The sequence below is a fragment of the Snodgrassella sp. ESL0253 genome (assembly GCF_013344965.1).
In the GTDB taxonomy this organism is placed as follows: domain Bacteria; phylum Pseudomonadota; class Gammaproteobacteria; order Burkholderiales; family Neisseriaceae; genus Snodgrassella; species Snodgrassella alvi_B.
In genome coordinates this window covers 55,084-80,982 of record NZ_JAAEDQ010000001.1, presented here as the reverse complement: position 1 = coordinate 80,982, position 25,899 = coordinate 55,084, and the positions used below count along the sequence as shown (strand labels likewise).

The following is a 25,899-nucleotide window of genomic DNA, read 5'->3' as shown; positions in this document are numbered from 1 at the left end:
CCTTATTTAAGCTATTTTACGGTTTCATGGTTGCTTTTGCGATTAAAAATACACATTTTGTATGTAAAAATTTTATTCATTGAGTGCGGTATAAAAGTGATTATTGTTTGAACCTTGGCAGAAATACAGTAAAAAATTTTACTGACAATGATAGAGTAATATGTATAACTATTTGTTTATTAATATAGGCAGGTAAAATTGTTTTCAAAAATATAGTTTAGCCGATATAAATTTAGGATAAAAAGAACCCTCTGTGCCAAGGGGAGAAGCAGCAGAGGGCCAAAATAACGTTTCGACAAGAGAATACTGGAAAAGCTTTTTAAATCTTTGTGTTATACGCTTGTTATTGCGTATGGACATTATCTTAATGACTTAGACTGTTTTTTGCAGCGAAAGTTCTTATAGTTTTGTTATATTTTGTAATTTTTCTTCTTTTGAAATCCCGGCAGAGTAAAGTTGTAATGATAAGCGAGTAAACGGCTTAGTACCCCGCCGATAAACAGCAGGTTAATACTCCATGGCGTAACCATTTTCCAGTGATCCAGCAGACATAATAGCAGGCCGAGTAAAATGGCAATCGTGCCGTAGATATCACTGCGCAGAATAATGGGCACTTCATTGACCAGAATATCGCGCAGGATGCCGCCACCTACCGCGGTTACAAATGCCAGTGTAACCACGCCAAACCAGTTTAATTCCAGCGCTAGCCCAACCTGCGCACCAGTTAAACTAAACGCCGCCAATCCCAGTGCGTCGGCTACCACAAACCATATGGCCAGAGCTCGATGACGCTGATATTGTAAATGAAACCCCCATGACAATAAAAGTGTAATAAATATAGTCCACAATGCTGTATTGCTTTTAAAAATCATGGGAATATGACCAACCAGAGCATCGCGCATCATCCCGCCACCTACCGCAGTAAGCAAAGCCACAATCACTACACCAAGAATATCCAGTCTTTTACGAAAACCAACCAGATAGCCAGACACAGCAAATGCAACTGTTCCTATAATGTTAATCAGTTGGAAAATAAGGTCAGTATTGTGCATGTTACATTTGGTCAGATTCTGGTTGAAAAAAACGCCAGCCACCGATGGGTAAATCGTCAGCCTGCCATGAACCAAAGGCGCAGCGATGTAAGGCAATGACACGGTTACCGGCAGCGGCAACCATGCGTTTAACCTGATGGTATTTACCTGATGTGATGGTTAGCAGCAGAGTATGGGCGTCGATTAGTTCGGCAGCTTCAGCTTGTACTGTTTCATTATCGTCATGTAACAGTACCCCGTTTTTTAAAACAGTACACAGCTTGTCGTCTGCCGCATGCTTCAAATTAACCCGATAAATTTTTGGCAGCTTGTGCTTGGGGGAAGTACAGCGATGATTAAACTGACCGTCATTAGTCAGAATCAGCACGCCGGTTGTGTCTGCATCGAGCCGGCCGACAGCCTGCATATCAAGGTGGCGCAAGGGTTCTGGCAATAAACTGAAAACACTTGGATAATACTGCGGCTTATGTGAAGTTTCATAATCGGCTGGTTTATGCAAGAGAATATAAAAATGGGGAAGAGGTACCGGTGTCAGATTTACATCATCAATTTTCAGGCTACTCACAGTCTGTGGATCAATATCCATGCGTGTATCAGTATAGACCATATCATTAATTTGTACGGCAGCATCGGCAATTAATGCCTGACATTGCTTGCGACTGCCCAAACCCTGTGCTTGTAGGTATTTTAATAATTGCATAACTAATCAACCTAACTGGCTGCTTATCTTCCAAATAAATTAAAAAAACAGTAATGTATCCAGCAAAAATAGCGGGATAAGCACAACTGTAGACCATACCATGTAGCCAAAAAAGCCTGGCATGGTAATACATTGTTGCTCGGCAATGGCTTTTATCATGAGATTGGGTGCATTACCAATATAACTGAGCGCGCCCATAAATACTGACCCCATGGAAATAGCCAGTAATGTTTTAGGAAAGTACTGCATTAGTTGCTCTGCATCACCACCGGCAAGATTAAAAAACACCAGATAGGTCGGCGCATTATCCAGAAAGCCCGACAAGAGCCCGCTCATCCAGAAATAGAGTGCATTTACCGGTTCACCATTGTGCTGAATCAGTTGTACCAGTGCCCGAAAATCGCCCGCTACGCCTAGTTGCAGTATCGCCATCACGGGTACAATGGTAATGAAAATCCCGATAAACAGTTTAGCCACTTCCCGCATCGGCGCCCAATTGAAGTCATTTTGCTGACGCAACTTGGGTGGTGTTAATTTCAGTCCACATAAGGTAATTATTAGCAGTAAACCATCACGTAACCATGCGAGCAGACTAATCTCAATTCCGTAAACATGCCACACAGGTGTATTTTTGCATATGCCTGAAAACAGGATTACGCCTGTTACGGCAAGCAATAGCACCAGATTAGCCTTGCCCTGAATAGTTAACGAGGGTGTGGTTTGTTGTGCTATCAATGTGGCTTTTGGTTCATGGTGCCATAAATAGGAATCAATACAAAAGAATAGCAACAGTAAAACCAGAGTATTAACCAGCACTGGTAATAACATATGGCCTAAGGTCCATTGAAAACCAACGCCTTTCAGAAAGCCCAGAAATAGCGGCGGATCGCCAAGTGGCGTTAATCCGCCACCAATATTAGCTACCAGAAAAATAAAAAATACGACAACATGAGTACGATGATGCCGTTGTGCGTTGGCACGCAATAATGGCCGGATAAGCAGCATGGCTGCGCCGGTTGTTCCCATCAGGCCAGCCAGCAACGTACCTGTAGCCAGAAGTGAAACATTCAGTCTGACACTGCCAGTGCCAATGTTCTGAATTACAATGCCGCCAGACAGGGTATATAACGCCAGCAACAAAAGTATAAAAGGAATATATTCCTCTAGTAACGCATGTACTGTGAGAGAAATACTGGTTGATACACCATAGTGCCAGCTTAGAGGTAGCAGAAATAAACCACACCAGAGAGTAATAATTTTACCGCTATGTGAATGCCATAGATTTGGCAGCAGAATTGGGCACACAGCAATGGATAGCAGCGTACCGGCAAAGGGAATACACCACCACAGGCTTAATTCTCTAACAGGCAGACTGGCAGCCAGCGCAGGTAAGGGAGTAGAAATACAGATGACTACGGCTATCAACTGTAATATTTGACCATTCTGGCGTAACAATGAAATGGCTGGCTGTAAATAATGAGATTTAACCGGCGGCATTCTATATTCTATTTTATTTAAACAGCAGTGATTTTAACAATAAAACCATACAAGGTTGAAGAATTGCTTGCTGGTTTGAATAGCTGTTATTGAAGATGATTGAGGGCTAAGGGTATTATGTTATTAGCTACACTTTATAAATGTAAAAATATAAGTTGCTGTGATTTTGTAGATAAGTAAATATTCGACCAAAGCCTGATGTGTTCTTGTGCTACAGCTTAATGCTATTTTTGTTTTCGCATCGGATATTCTATTCCCAACTTTGCCCAGCCTTCAGCACCCATCTGGCGTAATAGTGCTTTATTGCGTTCATAAATGGTTGCAGCGTCAGGAAATGCGGCAACAGCCTGTTCAATACTGCTTTCCCGAATCAGGTGCAAAATAGGATAGGGACTGCGATTGGTATAATTACTGATGTCATTATGTGGTTCATCGGCAAATTGAAAATCAGGGTGGAAGGGGGCTATCTGTATGGTGCCATCTGCATTAACATCCTGTAGTACCTGCTCTGCTAGTGTTGCCGCATCCAGAAAAACATCAAAATCAGTGAATAGTTGTGGCTCAATTACTAAAGTGGTTTCAATTTCAATTGCTGGGGTTTGCAGCAACAGCAGGATTTCCTGTTCGAGTAATTCGAGAAATGCATCCAGATGTCTGGCATGACTAAGCGTAAATCGAAGCCTGTTTAAATTGTAGGGCTTTCGGGCAAATGGGCAAAGATTCAGGCCGATAACAGCCTGTTCCAGCCAGTGGCGACAGGCTGCAATAATATTTTCATCAGCATTAGAAATTACAGTCATAAACCCTTATTGCGCCTGAGATTGCAGATACAGCAGTCTGGCTTGAATCGATGAATGGATAAAATTGCTATCAATCATGCTATTGCGCTTCTTATTGCTGCTATTGGCTGATATCCAAATGCTCTAGCGGTAATGAAGTAGTAGCCTTGATTTCTTTTAACACAAAACTGGATCTGGCATCTTCCACTCCAGGTGTGGCCAATAGTGTTTCAAGTACAAAATAGGAAAAAGCATTCATATCGGAGAAAAATGCCTGAAGAATATAATCTGTTTCGCCAGTAAGTGCAAAACAGTTTAACACTTGTGGCCAATGTTGTACTGCCAGAGTAAATTCATCTCGGGATTGCTTGCTTTTATTAACACGTACACGGATAAATGCCTGTAAACCAAGTGCAACATTACACGGGTCTAGCAGGGCTGCATAGCGGCGGATAATACCAGATTCTTCCAGTTGTTTTAACCGGCGCAAACAAGGCGAGGGCGATAAAGCTACTCGTTCGGATAGTTCAACGTTGCTAAGACGACCGTTGTCTTGTAAAACTTGCAGGATTTTAAGGTCGGTTTTATCTAAAAAACTTATTGCCATAATGCAAGGATCCTGGGATTTACTACCGCGTTAATGCTACTGGCGGAGATAAATAAATAAAGTAGGTTTATATTGTAAAATTGCACATAATTACAAAAATCAATGTTATTTTGACATTAATCTAAATTTAATACTAGTTATTCTAAATGATTTTTGTTTATCTAGCTCTCTTAATTAGATAAAAATTGCTGATAACAATCTGTTTTCACTGGAAATACATATTCCATTTTAAAGTTGTACAGTATTTATGCTCTAACTTGTTTTCAGTTTACACTGAAAACAAGTACCAAAAGCAATTATTAAAATAATATTATTTAAGATAGCAATTAAATATAGCTATATCAGCTATACATATAAATTATTCAAATGATTGAATTGCATATAAAAATAACTGAATGCGGCTACTATGCTTTATGACTAACCCTCTCAAATAACAAAACTCATTCACTTTTTGTGTATATTGTATAGCTAGAAATAATTAAAGTATTTTTTTTAATAAAAAGATTAAATTATTTGGTTTTTTAATTGTCGCAAACCAGAAAAGCAACAACGCCGATAAGGGGTATAATCAGTGCTACACAAAAATTAACTCATGTAAAAAATATGATTGATAATATCAGAGCCTCAATTATTTAAATCACATCAGGTAATTGAAGAATGATAATGAATGGTTTTAGTTGATTATGTCCAACTCCTCTATAGTTTCTGTTAAAACCAGACTGAATCTGGCCTTAATTATCACCGTACTGGTGACCGGTGCTCTGGCTTTTGTTCAGGTTTATTCTGTTCAGTCTATTTTGCCTGTATTGATGCAGGAATTTCAGGCAAGTGCCGCTGCGATTGGTTCTACAGTAGGAGCCACCATTCTGGCTGTGGCATTTATGTCTCCGTTTTTAGGTATGATATCGGATGCATTCGGACGAAAAGTTTTTATTGTAGGTTCAATTGTTTTTATTGCTATTCCTACTCTTGCGTTATCTTTTGTTCACAGTATCAGTCTATTATGGTGGTTGCGCTTTGCACAGGGGCTGGCTGTTCCTGGCATAACTGTGGTTCTGCTGGCTTATATAGGCGAGGAGTTTTCCGGTAATGCGCGCATCAGGCTGATGAGTTTTTATGTTTCCGGTACGGTGCTGGGTGGTTTTCTTGGCCGGTTTTTGATGGGATACCTGACCGAATTTATGGGCTGGCGGCATGCATTTATGGTAATGGGTGTTATCAGCGTGGTTGGAGCTATCTTGGTTTGGCGTAATCTGCCGGCATCGCAAAAATTTGAAGCCAAACCGCAAGTATCAACAGCATTGATTACTCTCTGGCACCATTTACATAACCGCTATGTTCTGGCTGCCAGTGCACTGGGATTTTGCGTACTGTTTTCTCTGGTTGGCTGTTTTACCTACATCAATCTCTATCTTGACCAGCCGCCCTATAATCTTTCCAGCTCGCAATTAGCCAATATATTTACTGTGTATTTAATCGGAATGGTTATTACACCACTATCGGCACGTTTAATCATAAAATTTGGTACCAATCTCACGGTTTTAATTGCAATGAGTTTGTCTATTATCGGGGTATTATTAACCTTGTTGCATCCGTTATGGTTGATTGTATTGGCACTTGCTATTATGAGTAGTGGGATTTTCATTACGCAATCTTCCACCATCACTTATATATCTGCCAATGTTACTGAAGGGCGTTCACTGGCTTCCGGCCTGTATTACATGTGTTATTATGCTGGTGGTTTTGCTGGTTCTCTGCTTTGTGGCCATGCTTTTGAGAGCGGTGGCTGGTTTATGACCGCTGTTACCCTGATTAGCGCACAATTGTTGGCTATATTGATTGGCGGGATGTTAATGCGCAAAAAAGGATGAACTGAAATACCATAAAACACCATTGCAAAGTGGTGTTTTATTTTGCCGGTTTGCAGAATTAGTTTATATTGTTTGAAGTCTAAATAGCTTAATTGGCGTAACTACGCCGAGTTACCCAAATTGATCTCTATGTTCTGTGCTTCGTCTGGCTATTAACAGGCAGTGAGCGAGCTATCTATATTGGGTTGGCTTTATACATCACGTGGCATGGCAGCACATATTCAAACAACAACATTAAGGAATAGTCGTTGGTTAAATTCCGCGGCAGGCAAATAGACTAACGATGAATGTAACCGTTTGTGATTGCACCAATAAGCTTGAACCGCAAAGGCTTGTTGTAGTTCTCCGGTTGTCACGAATTTTCCCCTTTAACAAATTCTGTTTTAATGCTTTTAAATGTTGCTTCGGATATAGTATTGGTATACGAGCACCTTTTTTACTCAGTGAGTGTTGAAGATTAAATGTATTGAAACATGTGTCTAGTAATAGATTACCAAACACCTTTCCTCTATCCGAATTAAATAGATTTAATGATGACAGTGATTGCTTAATTTGGCTTAGGCATCTGGAAAACGATATCCTAAAGCAGGCTGCACTGATAATGGGGCGAAAATCAAAATCCTGAAAGCAAACCAGCATCGTTATGCAGTAGTGGCATTATGTCGCTGCTTAGGGATATGCAGGCATTAAGTCTATTATCCGTGCAAAGCAACAAAACAGAAATCGGCCGCCGATTACGCCGATAAAATATTGACTATTTTTAATCGCAGCTATCAATCATATGGATCCAGGCGAATTCGTTTTGCCTTACAACAAAGCAGCATCAGTGTTTCTCGACGTTACCATTGTTCGGGCAATGAGGGCGCTATTATTGATATCAAAGTATATGGTTAAACGTTATCAAGGAAATCAGACGGCAGGCAATAGCTAATCGTTTACGACGTCAGGTTGATGTGGGCGCCAAACGGCAGATTATAGTGGTTGACTTAACCTATATTCGTGTGAAAGGCCATTCCAATAATTCAGAACGTCGTATAATATTTTGCCCTAAGACCTCAGATTCAAAATCAAATGTTGCGTTATATACGCGCAAATCTATAAAAATAATAGAATAATATATTGCTTTATTAATTAGGTATGTTGTAATTCTCCTCCACGGAGAAGCTAATTCGACTGCGACTGAGCTACGGGATTCAGTCATAAACAACTTAGATTGATTATTATTTGAGTCTGAATGTTGTTGTGTGTTTACCATAATTGAATCTATCCCAGATTTTGTATATTTTGCTTTTATAGATAACTGTTAATTCTGTTACTAAATTCTATAATAAATTTACTTATCGCACTTTCCCAGTTCTGCATGGATACTGCCCATCTTCCATATAATATTACTGCGTAGCTGGTGCAACTTCACACAGACAAGGTACATGCTGGCTTAACTGGTCGATATCGGCTATTTTGAAATTAACCCCAGCTTCGGTAGCTGCGGCGAGCAGGTGCAATACCATAATGGTAAAATCGCCCATAGCAACATCCGGACTCATGGCATTATTAAACGCAGCCTAGATGGCAATGCTGCGGGGGAGGATAATGCTATCATCTTTGTTTATAATAGCGTTTGGCTAATTCAACAATACGCCGTCCAGCTTCGAGAAACGGTTCTTTACGTAAAGCATGGGTGGGCAGTATCCTAATCGGCAGCGCCAGTTACGCGGCATAGTACACGCGCACCGGCATATGCAGACCATTGATATTTGTAAACTCAAGGCTGACTTTTAATTACAGTAATTCTGCCAACAAATTTCCAGTGTAAGCCTAGATTTATTTTTTCGAGATAGTATATGTTGATATGTATTATCTATATGACTATTTCTCCGCTTTTATAACTATTGTCCTGGCTAAATAATCCTGAAGAGTACGTTGATTTGTACTTTTTCGAAAAAGCATAATCAGGCAAATGAACGGAAGCAGATAAGCAAATAACAATTCAGTAGCTATCTCGGGAAAATTAAATAAGTGAACAAATATAGCTACAAAAGTAACTGAAATAATTTCGGCAATTATATTAAAGACACCTTCACGCAGTAATACAGTACCAACAAATCCCGGATTTTGTCCGTCAATGCCAATAACTTTAATACCCATCAGGCGTTTGCCAAAAGATTGTCCGGTTTTGCTCATTTGTATAAATTGAAAGATAGCATAGATTAATAGAGATATAGAAATGCAAATTATTAAACTTAGAACTACAATATCTTTAGACTCAGATCGTAAGACAAATTTAACAAAAATAAGAGAGAGTATCATGCCAATAAGGGCAGCCAAAGTTAACAATAGACTGTTAATAATATATGCGCTAATTCTGTTCCAGGGGCTGGCAAGTTCAACTTCCATTTCCCTATCTGTTGTATGGTCATATTGATGATTATTTGTTGAAAAGTTTTCTTGGGTATTAGACATAGTTGATTTTTCTAAAAATTAGTTGATGAAGATTGCATAAATAACTTTAATTGTTACAGTAATGGTTCTTTCTGCTTCAATTGGTATGCATGAAACTATAAAAAATACTGTTAAATATTTTAAGGAATATTGCTGATCAATTCTATAATTTTTTTGTAATCAATATTCAGCTCCTATTTTTAATACTCTTATCAGTTTTTCGATAGAGTATAAATAATTACGTTACAGTTATTGGTTGGTGGTGTTTGATGAATAGCAACTTTTATTATTCAAATTAACCGGTTTTCTATTGGACGATTAAATGTTTACTTGCCCGAACTATTGATTTGCTATCCATACTGAGTATTAAATATCCTATATAGGCTTAGTAACAATACCGTAACACCTACAATCAGAATATCTGATTAACGTTTGGGGATCTTAACTTTTATAGACTTCTCAGAAATTTTATCTCTGACAACTATTGTATCAGCCAGAAAATCCGGTAATGTTCGTCGCTGCCATTTATTAATAAATACCATAGCCGGAAAAAACATAAAGACAAAATAACCAATACCTAAAGTCAATGAACCTATTATTACTACTATTAACTGATATACGATTTCGCGCAAAATCACATTGCGTACAAAGCCGGGATTATCACCATTGGTTCTGATTACCCTGAGATTTAGCATGCGTTTACCTATAGACTGACCATATTTAGTCATCCAGTTTATTTGCCATGCGGTAAAAATAATCAGTGCCATTATCGTTAAACAGATTATAGTCAGCGTTTGCGGTAGTGTAAGCCAGTCCAGAAAAAACTCTGTTAACTCATCTGAATCATACTCTTCCTCCATAGCTTCAAATAATGCTGATAGTGAATAGATAGATATAGGCAAAAAAATGATATATTGAAAGAGCTGATTGATGGTGATTGCACACAGGCGATAGGCAGGTGTGGCCAGCTCCAGTTTTCCATCTGCCAATGCCGGCATAGATTCTATGTATTGATCAGAACTTGATGTGCTTGATTTGATACGGTATTGTTTTTGCATATCAGTATTTTGATAACATATGTAATAAAAGATGTTTTATTGTAAATAAATGATGAATATCCTGCAATACTGATTTTTGATGAAATAAAATATAAAATAAAATATATATTTTTGATTGTGGTTGAAAAAAACAGACAGGTTGGTCAATCAACCTGTCTGTTTTCACTTTTGGGGTGCCAGTTTCTTTATGAGGAAGCACGCAATTCTGCTGAGAGCTTATCCAGAATGCCATTGATAAATTTATAGCCGTCTGTACCACCGAAGGTTTTGGTGATTTCAATAGCTTCGTTAATAATCACGGGATGTGGCGTTTCCGGCATAGCTGACAGTTCATGGCAGGCCATTAACAGTACCGCCCGTTCTACCGGATTGAGTTCATCTTCATGCCGGTCGAGCAGGGGACGGATGCGTTTCATGTAGTCGCGCTGGTTGTTATAGGCACCAAAAAATATCTGGGTAAACAACTCACTGTCTGCCTTGGCAAAATATTCATTGTCACGGATATTCTGCGCAATAATGGCTGCTGATTCTTCTTTGTTCAGCTGTGCCTGATACAGCGCCTGTACGGCAAACTGACGTGCACGGCGACGTGGGGTAATCATTGACATGTATACAATGTCCTTGTTAGGTAAATAATCAATATTGGGCTTTGAGCAGATTAGCCATTTCTACCGCTACCACTGCTGCTTCGCTGCCCTTGTTGTACATACGTGCCAGTGCCTGAGCATCGTTTTCAGTGGTGAGGATGGCATTGGCAATTGGTATCTGGTGATCCAGACTGACACGAGATACGCCAGCGGCTGCTTCATTGGATACCAGTTCGAAATGATAGGTTTCACCGCGGATAACTACGCCGATGGCTACTAATGCGTCAAATTTGCCGCTGCGTGCCATGCTTTGCAATACCAGCGGTACTTCTAATGCCCCGGGCACTGTGGCCAGCGTAATATCGCTATCCTTAACCCCCAGTTTTACCAAACGTTCAGTACAGGCTTTAACCAGTTGAGCACCAATTGGATTAGTGAAACGGGCCTGTACGATGCCTATGCGCAGGCCAGAACCATTGTGTTCTGGGGTGATGGTATTCATTTGATTTCCTTTTTCTTCAGTTATGCTATTGGCGTGGTATATAAGCCAGAATAAAATGCTTTTATAGTGAGCATTCAAGCGCCAATGTTTAGCATCCTGATTTTACCGAATTTGTCGATAGCGTGGAATGTTTAGGCGGTTTTTTTCTGGCTGCTTCTGGGCTTGAGTGACCCCAGATATATGGCCAGCAAGGTTAGTGCGGTGCCAGTCCACTGCACTGTATTAATCGGTTTGTTAAGAAAAAAATAATCAATCAAAATGGCAGCTACCGGCTCACTTAATAATAACAGACCAGTTAAAGTTAACGACAGTAGCGGCACTGCATAAGCAATCAATCCCCAGGCAAAGCACTGCATAACCACACCATATATCATGACCATAAGTACATCTGCCATATTCGTCGGCCAGAAATGGCTTGAATCAATCAATATGCTTGGCACAATTAAGGTACCGACTGCACCAACGCTTACCAGTAGCATCAATGGAAATAATGAAACCGGTTCTGCCTGATGTGCCTGCCGGATACAGGCCATGGAAGCAGCCATGGCTGCGCCGGAGATTAAGCCGATAAAGATACCGTATCCGCCATGGGTATTATGTCTGAGTTCTGGATGGGCAATCAGTAAAATGCCGATTACAGACAGCAGCATGCTGAATAGTTGCAGTTTACTCTGACGTTCGCCAAAGAAAAACCATGCAATTGCAGCCAGAAAAAATATCTGCATGCTGTTGAGCAGAGTAGAAATCCCCGGGCCCACGGCGTGAATGCTTTCATGCCAGAATGCCAGATCAAAGCCTAAAAATACGCCGGAAAGAATGCAAAAACGTTTTGCTTTGCCGCTTGTCGGTAATTTTTGTCCAAAATGCCGGCTGAGGAACAGAAAAACAATCCCACCAATCAATACGCGCCATAAGGCAATAGCATAGGAACCAATGGAGACAAATTTGACAATCAAGCTACCAAGCCCGAATACAACGCAGCCAAAAGTTAAACCGGAAGCAGCCCATTTTTGTGGGGTCAGTTGCATTAGATACCATCCTTGAAAAGCAGCCATTACAATAGGCTGTCGGAAAATATGTAATGTCCTAATCCGGTAACATCACATAATTCAGACAGCCTGAGGGGGCGTATTGTATGACAATTATTCTACTAAAATATATACTTGTTTAGTAAAGAAATATTATCTGGCTGGCTCTTCAAATCCGGTTACTTCAAGGCCAAATCCGTTCAGGCCGGTAAAGGCTGAAGGCTTGCCCATAACCCGCATGCGTTTTACTTGCAGGCCGGCCAGTATCTGCGCGCCAATACCATAGGTTTTACTATCCCATTGTCTGGCCTGGTGTGCACCTTTGGGTAAGGTGCGGTCGAGCAGGGTGGCACCTGTTTCAGTGCGGTGCATCAGAATGATTACGCCGGCATCAGCCTGCTGTATGCGTGCCATGGCTTCAGGTAGTGGCCAGGTGTGCAGTTGATCTGGTTGCAGAAAATCCATGGCACTAAATGGTTCATGTACCCGTACCAGCACTTCTCCGGCGTTTGCCGGATTGCCTTTCACCAGCGCCAGATGGGTTTCACCCGATAATTGATCTACATACACGTGCTGAGTGAAATCACCCCATGTCGTATGGATATTATTGACACCGAGTTCTTCTATCAGGCTTTCATGGCGGCTGCGGTACTCAATCAAATCGGCAATGGTACCGATTTTAATTCCATGCTTTTCTGCAAAAAGCATTAGTTCCGGCATGCGTGCCATAGTACCATCGTCATTGATGATTTCGCAGATAACCGCAGCCGGAGTCAAACCGGCCAGTTTGGCTAAATCAACACTGGCTTCGGTATGTCCGGTGCGCACCAGAACACCGCCTTTTTGCGAGCGTAATGGAAAAATATGGCCGGGCTGAACAATATCCTCTGCTCTGGCAGTAGGGGATACGGCTGCCTGTACGGTATGGGCACGGTCTGCGGCTGAGATACCCGTAGTGATCCCATGTGCTGCTTCAATGGAAACGGTAAAGTTGGTGCCATACTGGGCGCCATTATTCTGGGTCATCAGCGGTAAACGCAGGCGGTCGACAATTTCTTCTTCCAGAGGCAGACAAACCAGTCCGCGAGCGTATTTAATCATGAAATTGATGGCTTCAGGCGTGACAAACTGCGCGGCCATAATTAAATCGCCTTCGTTTTCACGGTCTTCCGCATCGGTAAGAATAACCATTTTGCCGGCTTTGATATCGGCAATGATTTCTGGAATGGTAGCAATACTCATGATAGTAAACAGCGCTCTCTTGGCAAAATAAACACTATTTTACTCTGGATTGGTGGCGGTAGCTTGCTTTTATCAAAAGGCTGATACTTGTATATTTAAAATATTGGTTATCGATTAATTCTGATTTTTCGCTTTTATCAGATATTCAAATTCAGGCTATAGAAATAGAAACCCATGAATAACTTATAAATTAATGTCAGCTAGATTGCTGTGTTCTATAAAAGCACTATTACTGCATTGTGGTTTATCAGGAGGAGAGGGAAATAGTTATCAGGCTTTTATTTTCAGAATAATATTAGGCTTCTGCTCAATGGGATAATCTGCACCACCTTTGAAATACCAGTTAGTAAGATATACGGCCAAAATTGCTGCTGGCAGAATCAGAAAGCCGCCGCCGATAAATAGTATCAGAGATATGATTGTGTTAGGTATGCCACAAATACAGCCAATAACAACCAGTATTTTTAAGAACAGATTAGATGTAACATTAAAAATCCAGCCGATTATCATGATTAAAAGTATCAATATGGCAAAAAAGGCCATGATTGATAAAATATCATCTGAATTTAGTGTTATATCGTCGGTAAATACTTTAATTAACCTTAAAATTGGCATTTGTCCGCCAGCAGCAAAGAGTGCCAGTAGCATAGGCCATGCACTAATAACTAAAATGAAAAAAGAGCACACCATACGCCATAAGAAAACTGCACCAGTATATTCTTTTACCATACTTATTCTCTCTTATATAGATAAACCTAATCAAAATTTGCTGATTTAAGAATCAAAAAGTAAAGTTTAAAGGTTGTATTTGATATTACAAGGTTCATCTTTATTATAACTAAGTTTTCATAAATTTACAAAAGTTAATAATTTATGTAGAGTAATATAAATTAGCTAGACAACTAAATGCTTACAAATAATTGTGTGCGGTAAAATGGAGATAGTTTTATATTGCTGCACATAGGGCTGTTGATAAAAGGCAATTGTTATATTATAAATTTGATATATAAGTGAAATAATGTAATTTAGAAATATGAATTTAATTTTATTTGTTTAAGAAAAATAAACTTGGCGACGATAAAGGTATATTGAAATAGCTAAAGAAATTATTGACTATTAAAATTATAATTTGTATATTAATGTAAATTAATGTGTGTTAAAAAGAAAGCAATGGGCGGCATTATGAATTATTTTAAATCATCAATATTTTTTTCTCGTTTAGCTTTTTCAATTTTTGCATTGTTTATAACTGTTGCTCCCTTTTGGATTTTTATCTATTTTGTTATTTTAAATCTTGTTGATAAGAATGAAAAAATTTCACATTTACTATGGTGCTGGTCAGCGTATTTGGCATCGGTCATTATTATTATAATGATAATCGGTTGGATAGTTAATGTTAAACCAAATTTATTTTTTAAAGTCATGGTTATTACAGGGACATGTTGTGCTATTCCCCATGTAGTGATCAGTTTTATTAATTTGTCTGGAATAGTAATCTTACCTCTGGATATATTAGCCTGCTATTTGGTGTATTGGTATTTGAAAGGTTGGCAACCTTATGTATCTGAACCTAAACCTGCGTTGAAAATGAAGATTAAGCTAGGCTAATTCGAATTTATACTTGATGCAGATAAAAGCTTGCATTTGAAGTTATAACTTTTAAAACCTAAAAGTCTTTAATAGTATGAGATGTAATTAAAATCATTTTATATAAAAAAATTATCTGAAGCTATGTTTAGTTTATGTATTATCTTTGATAAACGATTCTTTAAGTTAACATACATATTTAAATGGAAGTCGATATGGAAAAAGAATATACCAATACCACATTTGTAAAACGTTTTTTGATATGTCTAGGTTCCTTGATTATCGGTTCACCATGTTTCTTTATCGGAATTGTAGGAGATGGAAAAGCTTTTCCAGTTTTACGTTTTTTGCGCATTCTTCCGATGCCTGAATACATGGATAATAGCGATATTTTTTATTTTACACTGGGTGTGATGGCTTTCTTTGCAACAGTAATATTATTAATTATGATGTTCGGGTGGATATTTAATGTTTCTTCTAATCGTTTTCTAAAAGTTCTTGTTGTTATTGGTTGTTGCTGTGGTTTACCTAATGCTTTTGTATGCCTGACAATTGGCAGTATGCTTATGGGAGTTGGTTTATTAATTTTGCCGGCAACATTGTTGGCTTGCTATCTGGCAGTCTGGTATTTTAAGAGCAGACCTGATGATGTAATAGATCAATATTGATAGGGGGTTAATTGATTTTGTTCTGCATCACAAATACTGTTTGCCAGCTGTTTTTTACCTGCTGAGGTATAAAATAGCACTCACTACTGCGAAGAATGGCTAATGCTAGTTTATGTTTCTTGCTGATAGTTGTTTTTTATTATAGCTATTATGGCTATCGCTATTTTGTTTTTCTGGTTCTTTTTATAATTAAGATGCTTAGGTATTCTGGTATTTTAGGCAGTTTTAATAACCAACTTGTTTATAAAGCTTGGTAATTTGCCCCAACTATCTTGGTTTTTATTCGGTGGGCTAGTTTTGCATCCATTGTATTTACCTTTTATTTAATGAGATAGTCCTATAATTGGCAAATAGTCTAAATTTTTTATGAAGGCAAATTTTATTTTGTTTGGACAGAAAGATTAAATTAAAATGATAAATAAAGACAAAATATGCATATAAAATCGAAATTTTAAATTATTATTTGTTTATTTTTGTAAAAATAATGTATAATAACGAAAACAGCGGGAGGTGTGATGAATTACTTCAAATCAACTGTATTTTTTTCTCGTTTACTACTTGCGTTTGGCGTATTACTTACTAATGCTTCAGTATATTGTATTGGCTACTATATTAGTATGTTATATAAGGAAAGTCGCTTCCAAGAATTTGATGGTACTACTATCTGGTTTTTAACAGCTTGTTTTATATTAATTGTACTTGTATTAATGATTTTTGGCTGGATATTGAATTGTAAATCAAATTTTTTCTTTAATACCATTATTATCATTGCTACGCTTTGTGCCATTCCACATGTGATATTTAGTATTGTTTTTCTTTTAGGTATTTTTGTTTTGCCTTTGGATATATTGGCTTGTTATTTGGTTCGCTGGTATTTAAGGGGAGGGGCAAAATATCAACCTGAAGTTAAACCTGCGTTGAAAATGAAGATTAAGCTTGGTCATTGAAATTATAAAATTTTAGTTATAAGTATCCTTAATAGTACAAGATGTGACTATAGTTGTTGTTAATAAAAATTATCTAAATCTATATTGGGTTCGAATATTTTATTTGTATATCGGATTCTGAATTAATTTAAAGCTTAAAAGGAATTAGATATGAGAAAAGGATATACTGCAGAAGCATTTGTACGCCGTTTTATATTCTCTTTAAATGCTTTTTTTCTAGGGTCTCCCTGCTTTTTTATCGGGATTGTAGGTGAATATAATGGCATAAGTTTCCCTTTCTTAAGATTTTTGCATATTCTCCCTATGCCAGAAGAAATGAATACCAATCAAGCATTTTGTTTTACCTTAGGGATATTGGCTTTTTTCGCAACAATAATATTTTTTATTATGATATATGGATGGTTATTTGATATTTGTTCAAACGGATATCTAAAAATCATGGTTGCTATTGGCTGCTGCTGTGGCATACCTAATGCTATATTCTGTCTGTTGTTTGGATCGTTAGCTTTCGGAATTGGGTTGTTAATTTTGCCAGCTGTAATATTGTCAATATACCTTACTGGCTGGTATTTTTGGAACAGGACTAGTGATGAAATCAGTCAATGTTAGAAGGTAAGTCACCCGTTCAGTTCCGCATGAGAGATGTTGTTTACTAAGTGTTTTTAATGCTTATCACCCAATTTATTAATATAGCCTATTCTATGCATGTTACATTGTTAAGATGTGAGTTATATGATAATTTTCTAATTGATTTGATTATAAAAATTATATGGTGGAACCACGGTGTTGCCCAGCCGTGGTAAACAGATTCGGAAATTAATTAATAGTTGATTTAGCTACATGCTGTTGCATGTATTTTTGCACAGTATCAACAATTGCTTGCGTTTGTGCATCGATTTCCAGATTAATGCAATCATTTACCTGGCAGCTTCCAAACAGGGTTCGGTTCATGGTTTCGGGAATCAGATGTACATTAAATTCAGTTTCGGTTACATCTCCGATGGTAAGACTGCAACCATTGAGGCCAATAAAGCCTTTGGTGAGGATATAGGGTTTGGCGTTATCCGGGAGGTTAAACCAGATGGTACGATTGTGCGGGCTGTCTTCAATCCGGCTGATGGTGGTGGTGGTGAAAATATGACCGCTCATAACATGGCCGCCAATTTCATCACCATAACGTGCTGCACGTTCAATATTCACTGCGTCGCCCACTTGGAGTTGTCCCAGATTGGTTTTAGCCAGACTTTCTGCCATTACATCGAAACATACTTCATCGCCCTTGATGGCAGTAATGGTGAGGCAGCAGCCATTATTGGCGATGGATGCGCCAATACAAAGGTTGTCACTGGTGCCTTGAGGCAGGCGCACCTGTAGTGTACGTAGCTGATGGTGCTCATTGATGGCGGTGACGATACCTAAACCCTGAACGATGCCTGTAAACATTTATTTCTACTTTCAATAATGAACAGATGTTGTGTGTGCCTACTTTTCACAGCCTGTAAGCGTGCTTGCTTGCGAATAGTGTCTTCCTGAAAAAGGTATACCTGTTCTGCACTGCCGATGCACGGTGATAGTATACTGTGGGCTTGCCATTTTACCAACGGCAACCATTCATTTGAACCACCTCATTAACCCCACGCCTTAGTCAATCATGTAGGATATACCTCCTTCCTAAAAGTAGGTATTCAGGTAAAAGCACAGGCTATCCTGTATTACAGTGTCCACCACCATGCCAATAACTATTATTTCAGCACAGTTGTTTTGAATATTACTGGATTTACGGATAATGTTACTATTTGCTGTTCGGTAGAATTTAACAAATAGTTATCTGTGATTTTGTTATTTGAATATGTATTGTCATTCCAATATTTTCATTTCGTTGTTTTGCACTGAAATGAGAACAGGTGGACTCTTGGCTATTGAGCTATACAGATTTACTACTCCTATACCTCATATGATATTACAATGAGAGGGTTACTGATTAAATAATATTTAAATTGATTATTGCTGGTAGGTAGATAGTTATCAAAGTTTAATCTACTCTATAATGTCATGACAGTTTTAATAACATTTTATGAAAATAGAAAATATCTTCACCTAAACAAGAAAAAAATTGATTATCTATTTTTTCTACTAATGGAGCGGTTTTATTAACCATAATATACCCATTATCTGTTAATTGAATAGATTTGGCTCTACTATCCTTTATTGAAGTAATTCTATTAACTAATATTTTTTTTTCTAAATTATCTAAGATTTGTGATACTGTAACAACATCAATATTAGCATGTTGAGATAAAGTTACTTGTGTAACTTCATCAAAATGTTCTGAAAGATATGCCAGAGTAGTAAGAATAATAAATTGTGGATGCGTTATTGAATACTGTTTCAAACTATTTTTTATTAAGCTATGCCAAGCAGCATAGGTCTTCATAAATACAAAACCGATAGATTCTGACGAATCATGTTTAAATTGAGATGCAAACCTGTTATCTTTAGACATACTTATTTTTCTACCAGTTCTTTTAATAAAAATGCTTTATCTATAATATCATTTGAAATATTCTTTAAAAAATCACAACAAACTTTATTTGGTAATTTCACTGTCGGTTCTAATTCAATTACAGCTTTTATAGCATATTTGTTATCTGAATATTCGATTATTTGGTGAGAAAAAAACAAGACCCCAATATCAGGAATATCAAATCTTTCCGTAAATTCCTTATTAATTAACACTGTAGATAATATGACTTTCATTGCTGGCATGTTTTCCAGTTTAAATATACCATTTACTCCACTTTTCATTTCTCCTGTTATAGTGAATTCTTCAAGATCTGTTTCCCAAAGTTTTCTTAATGAAAAATCAGTAAAATATGGCCAGATTTCGTATGGCATGGACACAGTTGGGAGCTCAAAAGAGATAGAAATTTTTTTCATATATGACCCTTGTTTATTTAATTAGTTGACTTATAATAAGTACACTAACTAAATGTGTCAACTTAATATTGTCCTACCTGTTGCAATTCTGTCACCGGCAACCAAAATGTGATAAAATTTATTTTTATTAATTAATAAGTAATAAAGATTTTTCCAATATTATCACTAGTTTGTAAACCTTGAAAGTTCATCGTGAATATATAAAAATCGGGAGGCTCCCTACACATTCCTAGCTTGCTCGATAAAATCGCCCTACCAATTTAAGCATAATGCGTCTTTATTCTAAATAAGTAGCGCAATTATAGGTTCGTCTTATTGTATTAATATTTGTGTGGCCTGATGATGCTTCTATAAAATCATAGTCAAAGTCTTGCTCATTTAAAATGGTACCAGCTAATGCTCTAAGTCCATGAGCGACTAACCTATCTGTGAAGTCCATACATTTCAATATCATATTAGTGGTACTGCTATTCAGATGTGTTCTACTTTCACTAATAGATTTCATTATGTTTAATATGAATAATACTTGTTTTGATAATGGTATGGTATGAGATCTATTCAATTTCATACGTTCTGATGGGATATTCCATAGTTTATTATCAAAGTCTATTTCTTCTCATCTATCTCCTGCTGTTTTACTCAGGTTCTCCATGGTAAGTAATTGCCACTCTATAACGCATCTAGTTTGTAATTCAATCCTAGCCAGTGATAAGGCTTGCATAATATTCGTCAGAATAGCGACTGGTATAGGTTATCTGATCCAGCAGTCTGAGTAAATTGCCACCATGTACATTACCACGAAGTTTGCTAATGCTTTGGTAATTAGTACCGGCATGGCGAATTGATGTTGCGCACCTTGCGGTAGACATGGTGTAGGTATGATGGAATTACTTTTGATATGTGTGTTTATATGTCAATTACTTTCTTTCTGTGAAGATTGTTTATTTTTATAGAAATTACCAATGGTTATAACCAGTGGCGCCTGTGGAAATATGCTATCATGGTAATGATGATGGTGACCATTAGGCCAAGTACTACATAGTAACTATAGTGCCAGTGCAGTTCAGGCATGTTGTCAAAGTTCATGCCATATATGCCGGTTAAGACATTCAGTGGCATTACGATAATGGTGAACACGGTGAGCATGCGCATTTGTTCATTGAGGTGGTTGGACTGGTAGGATAAATGTACATCCATCATGCCCATTACAGTATCGCGTGCGCTGTCAAGGGTTTCCATTAGTTGCTGGGTATGGTCGTAAACATCAAGTAAATAGACGTGAATGTCTTTGCTGAACAGGGGAAACTCATTGTGTACGATACGGCCGACAATATCTCGAATGGGTGACAGAGTACGCCGCAAGTTGATGGCATCGCGTTTCAATTGGTGGATGGAAACCAACAGGTTTTTGTTGCTGTTGCTAAATAATTGTTTGTCTAAACCTTCGACGCGATTATCAAATTCATCTACTGTAACGAAGTAATCATCGACAATGCGATCCAGTAATGAATAAGCGAGAAAATCAATGCCTTTGTGGTAGATGTCGCTGTAATTGTACTGGATGTATTCGCGGATCACTTGCAGTAATCCAAGTGGTTCGAACTGGAAGGTGATGATGTAGTTTTGCCCGATGATGATGTAAATCTGGTTGTATTGCAGTTTCTGTTTTTTATAGGCAAAAACACGAGCGGCCACAAACAGATAATGTCCGTAATTTTCGATTTTCGGGCGCTGTTTGCGACTCAGGATGTCTTCCATGGCCAGTTCATGGATGTTAAATGTTTGTAATAACTGGTGTAGCTGCTCATTATCGGTAATTCCGATCAGATGAATCCAGATAAGCCTGTCTTTTGTAGGGGCTGGTATGTTTCCACAGCATATATCGGCACCGGTATAGCTGTGAGTGAGTAGTTGTCTGGATGTAATCTGGGTAATAGTCAGTGATTGTGCCGGCATATTGTTGACATTGCTGCGATGTGCCAGACTGGGCAGGTTATGTAGTTGAGCCTGTTTATTACTGGAAATGCGTGGCGGTGTACTCATATGACATCCTTGACTAAATACGGTTTAGATAGCCTTGATTTCTAACTGTAAGCCAATTTTGTGCCATAAAGCAGATTCCTGCAATAAGGCACTTGCGGTAAGCGGATTGTGTTTTAACCATTCTGCGCTGATGCTGATAATCAATTGTTTATCGCCTTTGTGGTAATGGATGTCACAATGGTTTACCGGTATCTGAATATCCTGCCGTGCTCGGCAGAATAATGCAGCCAGTCGTAGTGAAAGTATGCCTAGCCACAGCATTTCCTGCTGGGTGAATTCGGCAATTTTACGCAGGTCTCCGCGTTGCCCCAGTACCATGGTGGCGAGAATGTGCTGTTCTTTGCGGGAAAAACCGGGCATATCAGCCTGATCAAGAATATAGGCGGCGTGTTTGTGAAAGCCGGTATGGGAAATGTCCAGGCCAATTTCGTGTAGTTGTGCCGCCCAGCGTACGTATTGTTGCCACTGTTCCAGATGAACCGGGGTAATGGCGGAGGTTAGATGGTTGAATATCATTTGTGCCAGACTGGCGACTCTTTGCGCCTGAATGGTGTCGACATGGTAGCGTTTCTGAAAGTCGGCGATAGTTTGGTTGCGCATGTCGTCGCCCAGTTGTCGTCCGATCATGTCGTAAAATACGCCATCACGCAGTGCCGCATCGGTTACGGTCATTTCGCTGATGTTCAGCTCGGCAAAAGCAGCAATCATGACGGCCAGACCGCCGGCAAAGACTTCCATCCGGTCTGATTTCAATCCTTCCAGTTTAGCTTTTTTGGTGCTGCCCGCAGTGATAATGCGGTTAGCAATTTTGTGCATTTGGGCGGCAGTGATGGCATCAATGGATTCATCGCCAGCAGCAATGACATCGCGAATGGAACGTGCCGAACCTGATGTACCGATGGCGTAGTCCCAGCCAATATTTTTTAGTGCTACTGAGATACGCTGAATTTCGGCACGGGCGTTGTTGACGGCTGCCTGAAAATTTTTGTTATTTATTTTACCGCGTGGAAAGAAACGCATACTGTAGGACACGCAGCCCAGGCTGAGACTTTCGGTGATGGCTGGTTGTAATTCATGTCCGATAACAAACTCAGTTGAACCTCCACCGATATCGATTACCAGCATATTTTCACCCTTGGGCGGCAGAGTATGGACGACACCGGTATAAATCAGGCGTGCTTCTTCACGTCCGGCAATAATATCAATGGGAAAACCCAGTTTTTCTTCGGCCTGTGGGATAAACTGGCTGATATTTTTGGCTACACGGAAAGTATTGGTTGCAACAACCCGTACGTGATCAGGTTCAAAACCACGCAGTCTTTCCCCGAATCTGGCCAGACAGTTTAATGCGCGTTGCTGGGAGGCCTGGTCGAGCTTCTTCTGTTCATCCAGTCCGGCGGCCAGTCGCACCATTTCCTTTATGGAATCTACTACTTGCAAATGGCCATTCTGGTTGTGACAGATTTGGAGACGAAAGCTGTTGGAACCCAGGTCTACGGTGGCGAGCATGTCTTGCGCGGTCATAATGAAATTGTTTCGGCTTCAGATAGGTATAATGTTACCGTATAGCTGGCATCACTGCTATGAATGGCTGTGCTGCGATAGGCCAATAGCGAGAATGATACACAAGTAACCGCCTGTTTTTACTATTTTTACTATGATGTGGGTTATTGTTGTGTTAGGAAAATTTATGTTGAGTTGTACAGAAAGCATCAGAACTGGGAAGAATATGCTTTTTCTGTATACCTGTGCTGAAAGATTCTAGCAGGAGATAAGTTGCTACAGGCTTATTTTATTGGTAGGCCGCATAAGCAGATATGAATAAGACCGTTGCACTGGCAGGATGAATGTGCCGGTTAGGCTTGTATCCTGAAGTGAACGGTCTGATGAGTTAGCTTGATGCTAATATGGCTGATTACAGGCTGTAATACATTTCAAATTCAAGCGGATGCGGCGCCATGCGGATGCATTTTACATCTTCGCTCTTGAATTCGATGTAGCTGTCAATCCAGTCTTGGCTGAATACACCACCGCGGGTAAGGAATTCATGGTCAGCTTTCAGTGCTTCCAGTGCTTCCTCCAGAGATGCGCATACGGTTGGTACTAATGCATCTTCTTCTGGTGGCAGGTCGTACAGATTTTTATCTGATGGGTCGCCCGGATGAATTTTGTTCTGGATACCATCCAGACCGGCCATTAACAATGCGGCGAAAGCCAGATAAGGGTTGGCGGTAGGATCCGGGAAGCGTGCTTCGATGCGGCGTGCTTTGGCGCTGGCTACATACGGAATGCGAATTGAAGCTGAACGGTTTTTGGCAGAGTAGGCCAGTTTGGTTGGTGCTTCAAAATGCGGTACCAGACGTTTGTAGGAGTTGGTTGACGGATTGGTTAATGCATTCAGTGCTTTGGCATGTTTGATGATGCCGCCGATGTAATACAGTGCTAAGTCAGACAGACCAGCATAGCCATCGCCGGAAAACAGGTTTTGGCCGTCTTTCCAGATAGACTGATGCACGTGCATACCGGAACCATTGTCTCCAAGAATGGGTTTCGGCATAAAGGTAGCGGTTTTGCCAAAGTTGTGCGCTACATTCTGAATCACGTATTTCATGTCCTGTGTCCAGTCTGCGCGGCGAACCAGTGTGTTGAAGCGGGTGCCGATTTCCATCTGGCCGGCAGTAGCCACTTCATGATGATGTACTTCAACCGGGATACCAATGGCTTCTAAAGTCTGGGTGCAGGCTGAACGTAAATCCTGACCGGAATCAACTGGCGCAACCGGGAAGTAGCCGCCTTTAACGCCCGGACGATGACCGGTATTCTGGCCATCATAAGATTCGCCACTAGACCATGCTGCTTCTTCAGAATGAATTTTGTAGCGGGTGCCGCTCATGTCGGTTTGCCATTCTACGCCGTCAAACACGAAAAATTCTGGTTCTGGACCAAAGAAGGCGGTGTCACCGATGCCGGTGGATTTCAGATAAGCTTCGGCACGCTTGGCGATGGAGCGAGGATCGCGATCGTAACCCTGTCCATTGGCTGGGTCGATGACATCACAGGTTAAAACCACGGTAGTGTCATCGTAAAAAGGGTCAATAAATGCTGTAGACGCATCTGGTTTCAGAGTCATATCAGATGCCTGAATCCCTTTCCAGCCACCGATGGATGAACCATCAAAAGCCTGTCCATTTTCAAACCATTCTTCAGGGTCTTCCAGCACAATTCGGGCTGGTACGGATACATGCTGCTGTTTGCCTTTTGTATCGGTAAAACGCAAATCTATGAATTTGGCTTCGTTTTCTTCAATCAGGCTTACTACATCTTTTACTGACATTTCAGGACTCCCATTAAGGTCTGGAGAGCAGTGTACTCTCTTTAAGTTAGCTTGATTCTGCCACAATCGCTTTGCAAAAAAAACGCACTGATGTAAAAAAAGGCCGGCTTTGGGATGTCTTTTAAATTAATTTATTTAAAAACATGTTGTTGTGGATATTTATTCCAGTTTATATCAGATTTTGTGAACTATATGCTGCTGCTGTCAGAAAAATGGCTCTCTGTCGATGCTGATTATGATGATAAAATGTTAAAGCATTTATTAAGAATAATGAAAATGAAAGATAAAATTTTAAGCACTGGAATATTGTTTTTCACTTGTCTGGGTGCAGCTCAATCAGCTATTGCTTATGAAATTGTCTGCCCTAAGTCAGTAACCGTAATATATGCTAAACCTGATTTGAAGCAAGTGCCTGAAGGCTGGGATGTTTCGGAGAAAAAACAGGATTTAATATCTCTTAGTGGCGTGGGCGTGTATAGTGGCAAACCAGTTGATTTAGCAGTGCTCAAACCTAATCCAGTTATCATTAATGGCCAGAAACAGCAATTGGGCTGGCAGGTAAACCGTGAGTATGATAATCCGTATGGAGGTAATTGGGTTGGCTGTTCATATAACTATTATGAAGTGGAGTTAACAAGGCAAATCGATCGGTCAATGAAAACTTGTTGGGCAGTTTATTCTCAGGATAAATATCAGGCCACATTGGCAAAACTGGTATGTAGTACTGAAGTTGTAGAATAGATGAGTTTGATAGCTCACTAACTTTTGTAGATAAGAAAATAGCACTCATTGCTGGTCTGAGCTGGTTATTTTTCTGTAAATCAAAGCGATTACTTTGCATTTGCTGATGTATGGGAAAAGGCTTGGTGGTTGAATGAATGCGTGGCAGTGGGCAGCTATAATTGTTATTGGTTTGCTTCATCTCATTAACATATTTAGGTGCTGGCCAGACGCGATGCCATACCAGTCTACGCTTGAAATCATGACAAATCATGCCTGTGCCGCAACCAACTTTGCCTGC

At 39.4% G+C, this 25,899-nt stretch carries 26 protein-coding genes and 1 pseudogene; 6 read left to right on the top strand and 21 right to left on the bottom strand.

What is annotated here, in order from left to right; all coding sequences use genetic code 11:
* Positions 1 to 410: 410 nt before the first annotated feature.
* The 5 genes from GYX26_RS00395 to GYX26_RS00375 form a co-directional block, all read right to left on the bottom strand.
* Complete coding sequence (locus GYX26_RS00395) at positions 411 to 1,052, bottom strand: trimeric intracellular cation channel family protein (RefSeq protein ID WP_174827602.1); 642 nt, start codon at positions 1,050 to 1,052, stop codon at positions 411 to 413.
* Position 1,053: 1 nt separating this feature from the next.
* On the bottom strand, positions 1,054 to 1,752 hold the full coding sequence (locus tag GYX26_RS00390; RefSeq protein WP_174827601.1) for a 16S rRNA pseudouridine(516) synthase: 699 nt from the start codon (positions 1,750 to 1,752) through the stop codon (positions 1,054 to 1,056).
* Between the two features lie 39 nt (positions 1,753 to 1,791).
* Entirely contained in the window at positions 1,792 to 3,249 is a 1,458-nt protein-coding gene (locus GYX26_RS00385) for a sodium:proton antiporter (protein WP_174827600.1), read from the bottom strand.
* A 224-nt stretch (positions 3,250 to 3,473) separates the two neighbouring features.
* On the bottom strand, positions 3,474 to 4,049 hold the full coding sequence (locus GYX26_RS00380) for a DUF1415 domain-containing protein (protein ID WP_174827599.1): 576 nt from the start codon (positions 4,047 to 4,049) through the stop codon (positions 3,474 to 3,476).
* Between the two features lie 100 nt (positions 4,050 to 4,149).
* Complete coding sequence (locus GYX26_RS00375) at positions 4,150 to 4,635, bottom strand: Lrp/AsnC family transcriptional regulator (RefSeq protein ID WP_100090582.1); 486 nt, start codon at positions 4,633 to 4,635, stop codon at positions 4,150 to 4,152.
* Between the two features lie 683 nt (positions 4,636 to 5,318).
* Here GYX26_RS00375 and GYX26_RS00370 point away from each other — a divergent pair.
* Positions 5,319 to 6,506, top strand: a complete 1,188-nt coding sequence (locus tag GYX26_RS00370; RefSeq protein ID WP_174827598.1) for an MFS transporter — start codon at positions 5,319 to 5,321, stop codon at positions 6,504 to 6,506.
* A 1,391-nt stretch (positions 6,507 to 7,897) separates the two neighbouring features.
* Here GYX26_RS00370 and GYX26_RS00365 read toward each other — a convergent pair.
* The 8 genes and pseudogenes from GYX26_RS00365 to GYX26_RS00330 form a co-directional block, all read right to left on the bottom strand.
* Positions 7,898 to 8,195, bottom strand: a pseudogene (locus tag GYX26_RS00365) (dihydroxy-acid dehydratase); the annotation flags it as partial.
* Between the two features lie 177 nt (positions 8,196 to 8,372).
* A complete protein-coding gene (locus GYX26_RS00360) occupies positions 8,373 to 8,966 on the bottom strand; it encodes an RDD family protein (RefSeq protein ID WP_174827597.1) in 594 nt (197 codons plus the stop codon).
* Between the two features lie 404 nt (positions 8,967 to 9,370).
* Positions 9,371 to 9,943, bottom strand: coding sequence for an RDD family protein (locus GYX26_RS00355; RefSeq protein WP_174827596.1), 573 nt, complete (start codon positions 9,941 to 9,943; stop codon positions 9,371 to 9,373).
* Positions 9,944 to 10,188: 245 nt separating this feature from the next.
* On the bottom strand, positions 10,189 to 10,605 hold the full coding sequence (gene nusB, locus GYX26_RS00350) for a transcription antitermination factor NusB (RefSeq protein WP_100137032.1): 417 nt from the start codon (positions 10,603 to 10,605) through the stop codon (positions 10,189 to 10,191).
* Positions 10,606 to 10,639: 34 nt separating this feature from the next.
* A complete protein-coding gene (ribH, locus tag GYX26_RS00345; protein WP_174827595.1) occupies positions 10,640 to 11,092 on the bottom strand; it encodes a 6,7-dimethyl-8-ribityllumazine synthase in 453 nt (150 codons plus the stop codon).
* A gap of 131 nt (positions 11,093 to 11,223) precedes the next feature.
* Complete coding sequence (locus GYX26_RS00340) at positions 11,224 to 12,120, bottom strand: DMT family transporter (protein ID WP_174827594.1); 897 nt, start codon at positions 12,118 to 12,120, stop codon at positions 11,224 to 11,226.
* Positions 12,121 to 12,273: 153 nt separating this feature from the next.
* On the bottom strand, positions 12,274 to 13,362 hold the full coding sequence (gene ribBA, locus GYX26_RS00335; protein WP_174827593.1) for a bifunctional 3,4-dihydroxy-2-butanone-4-phosphate synthase/GTP cyclohydrolase II: 1,089 nt from the start codon (positions 13,360 to 13,362) through the stop codon (positions 12,274 to 12,276).
* Positions 13,363 to 13,632: 270 nt separating this feature from the next.
* Positions 13,633 to 14,091 (bottom strand): hypothetical protein, encoded by a 459-nt coding sequence (locus tag GYX26_RS00330; RefSeq protein WP_174827592.1) that lies wholly within the window; start codon positions 14,089 to 14,091, stop codon positions 13,633 to 13,635.
* 453 nt (positions 14,092 to 14,544) lie between these two features.
* Here GYX26_RS00330 and GYX26_RS00325 point away from each other — a divergent pair, with 453 nt between their 5' ends.
* From GYX26_RS00325 to GYX26_RS00310, 4 genes are all read left to right on the top strand, one after another.
* Positions 14,545 to 14,970 carry a hypothetical protein gene (locus tag GYX26_RS00325; protein ID WP_174827591.1) on the top strand — a complete coding sequence of 142 codons (426 nt, stop codon included), beginning with the start codon at positions 14,545 to 14,547 and terminating at the stop codon, positions 14,968 to 14,970.
* A gap of 194 nt (positions 14,971 to 15,164) precedes the next feature.
* Positions 15,165 to 15,617: a hypothetical protein gene (locus GYX26_RS00320; RefSeq protein WP_174827590.1), complete on the top strand. Its 453-nt coding sequence runs from the start codon at positions 15,165 to 15,167 to the stop codon at positions 15,615 to 15,617.
* Between the two features lie 515 nt (positions 15,618 to 16,132).
* Entirely contained in the window at positions 16,133 to 16,564 is a 432-nt protein-coding gene (locus tag GYX26_RS00315; RefSeq protein ID WP_174827589.1) for a hypothetical protein, read from the top strand.
* 150 nt (positions 16,565 to 16,714) lie between these two features.
* Positions 16,715 to 17,173 carry a hypothetical protein gene (locus tag GYX26_RS00310; protein ID WP_174827588.1) on the top strand — a complete coding sequence of 153 codons (459 nt, stop codon included), beginning with the start codon at positions 16,715 to 16,717 and terminating at the stop codon, positions 17,171 to 17,173.
* A 207-nt stretch (positions 17,174 to 17,380) separates the two neighbouring features.
* Here GYX26_RS00310 and GYX26_RS00305 read toward each other — a convergent pair whose 3' ends face one another.
* From GYX26_RS00305 to glnA, 8 genes are all read right to left on the bottom strand, one after another.
* Positions 17,381 to 18,007 (bottom strand): riboflavin synthase subunit alpha, encoded by a 627-nt coding sequence (locus GYX26_RS00305; protein ID WP_174827587.1) that lies wholly within the window; start codon positions 18,005 to 18,007, stop codon positions 17,381 to 17,383.
* Positions 18,008 to 18,614: 607 nt separating this feature from the next.
* Positions 18,615 to 19,067: a MarR family winged helix-turn-helix transcriptional regulator gene (locus GYX26_RS00300; protein WP_174827586.1), complete on the bottom strand. Its 453-nt coding sequence runs from the start codon at positions 19,065 to 19,067 to the stop codon at positions 18,615 to 18,617.
* A 2-nt stretch (positions 19,068 to 19,069) separates the two neighbouring features.
* Entirely contained in the window at positions 19,070 to 19,501 is a 432-nt protein-coding gene (locus GYX26_RS00295; protein WP_174827585.1) for a hypothetical protein, read from the bottom strand.
* A gap of 277 nt (positions 19,502 to 19,778) precedes the next feature.
* Positions 19,779 to 20,111: a tyrosine-type recombinase/integrase gene (locus tag GYX26_RS11620; protein ID WP_370520825.1), complete on the bottom strand. Its 333-nt coding sequence runs from the start codon at positions 20,109 to 20,111 to the stop codon at positions 19,779 to 19,781.
* An 88-nt stretch (positions 20,112 to 20,199) separates the two neighbouring features.
* The gene (locus GYX26_RS11615) at positions 20,200 to 20,370 is read right to left on the bottom strand and encodes a hypothetical protein (RefSeq protein WP_370520821.1); all 171 of its coding nucleotides are present in this window, start codon (positions 20,368 to 20,370) and stop codon (positions 20,200 to 20,202) included.
* A gap of 97 nt (positions 20,371 to 20,467) precedes the next feature.
* Complete coding sequence (corA, locus tag GYX26_RS00280) at positions 20,468 to 21,544, bottom strand: magnesium/cobalt transporter CorA (protein WP_174827584.1); 1,077 nt, start codon at positions 21,542 to 21,544, stop codon at positions 20,468 to 20,470.
* A gap of 24 nt (positions 21,545 to 21,568) precedes the next feature.
* A complete protein-coding gene (ppx, locus tag GYX26_RS00275) occupies positions 21,569 to 23,068 on the bottom strand; it encodes an exopolyphosphatase (protein WP_174827583.1) in 1,500 nt (499 codons plus the stop codon).
* A 391-nt stretch (positions 23,069 to 23,459) separates the two neighbouring features.
* Entirely contained in the window at positions 23,460 to 24,878 is a 1,419-nt protein-coding gene (gene glnA, locus GYX26_RS00270) for a type I glutamate--ammonia ligase (RefSeq protein WP_100091513.1), read from the bottom strand.
* Between the two features lie 114 nt (positions 24,879 to 24,992).
* Between glnA and GYX26_RS00265 the strand changes: the two genes are divergently transcribed.
* The gene (locus GYX26_RS00265; RefSeq protein WP_174827582.1) at positions 24,993 to 25,619 is read left to right on the top strand and encodes an STY0301 family protein; all 627 of its coding nucleotides are present in this window, start codon (positions 24,993 to 24,995) and stop codon (positions 25,617 to 25,619) included.
* Positions 25,620 to 25,899 lie beyond the last annotated feature (280 nt).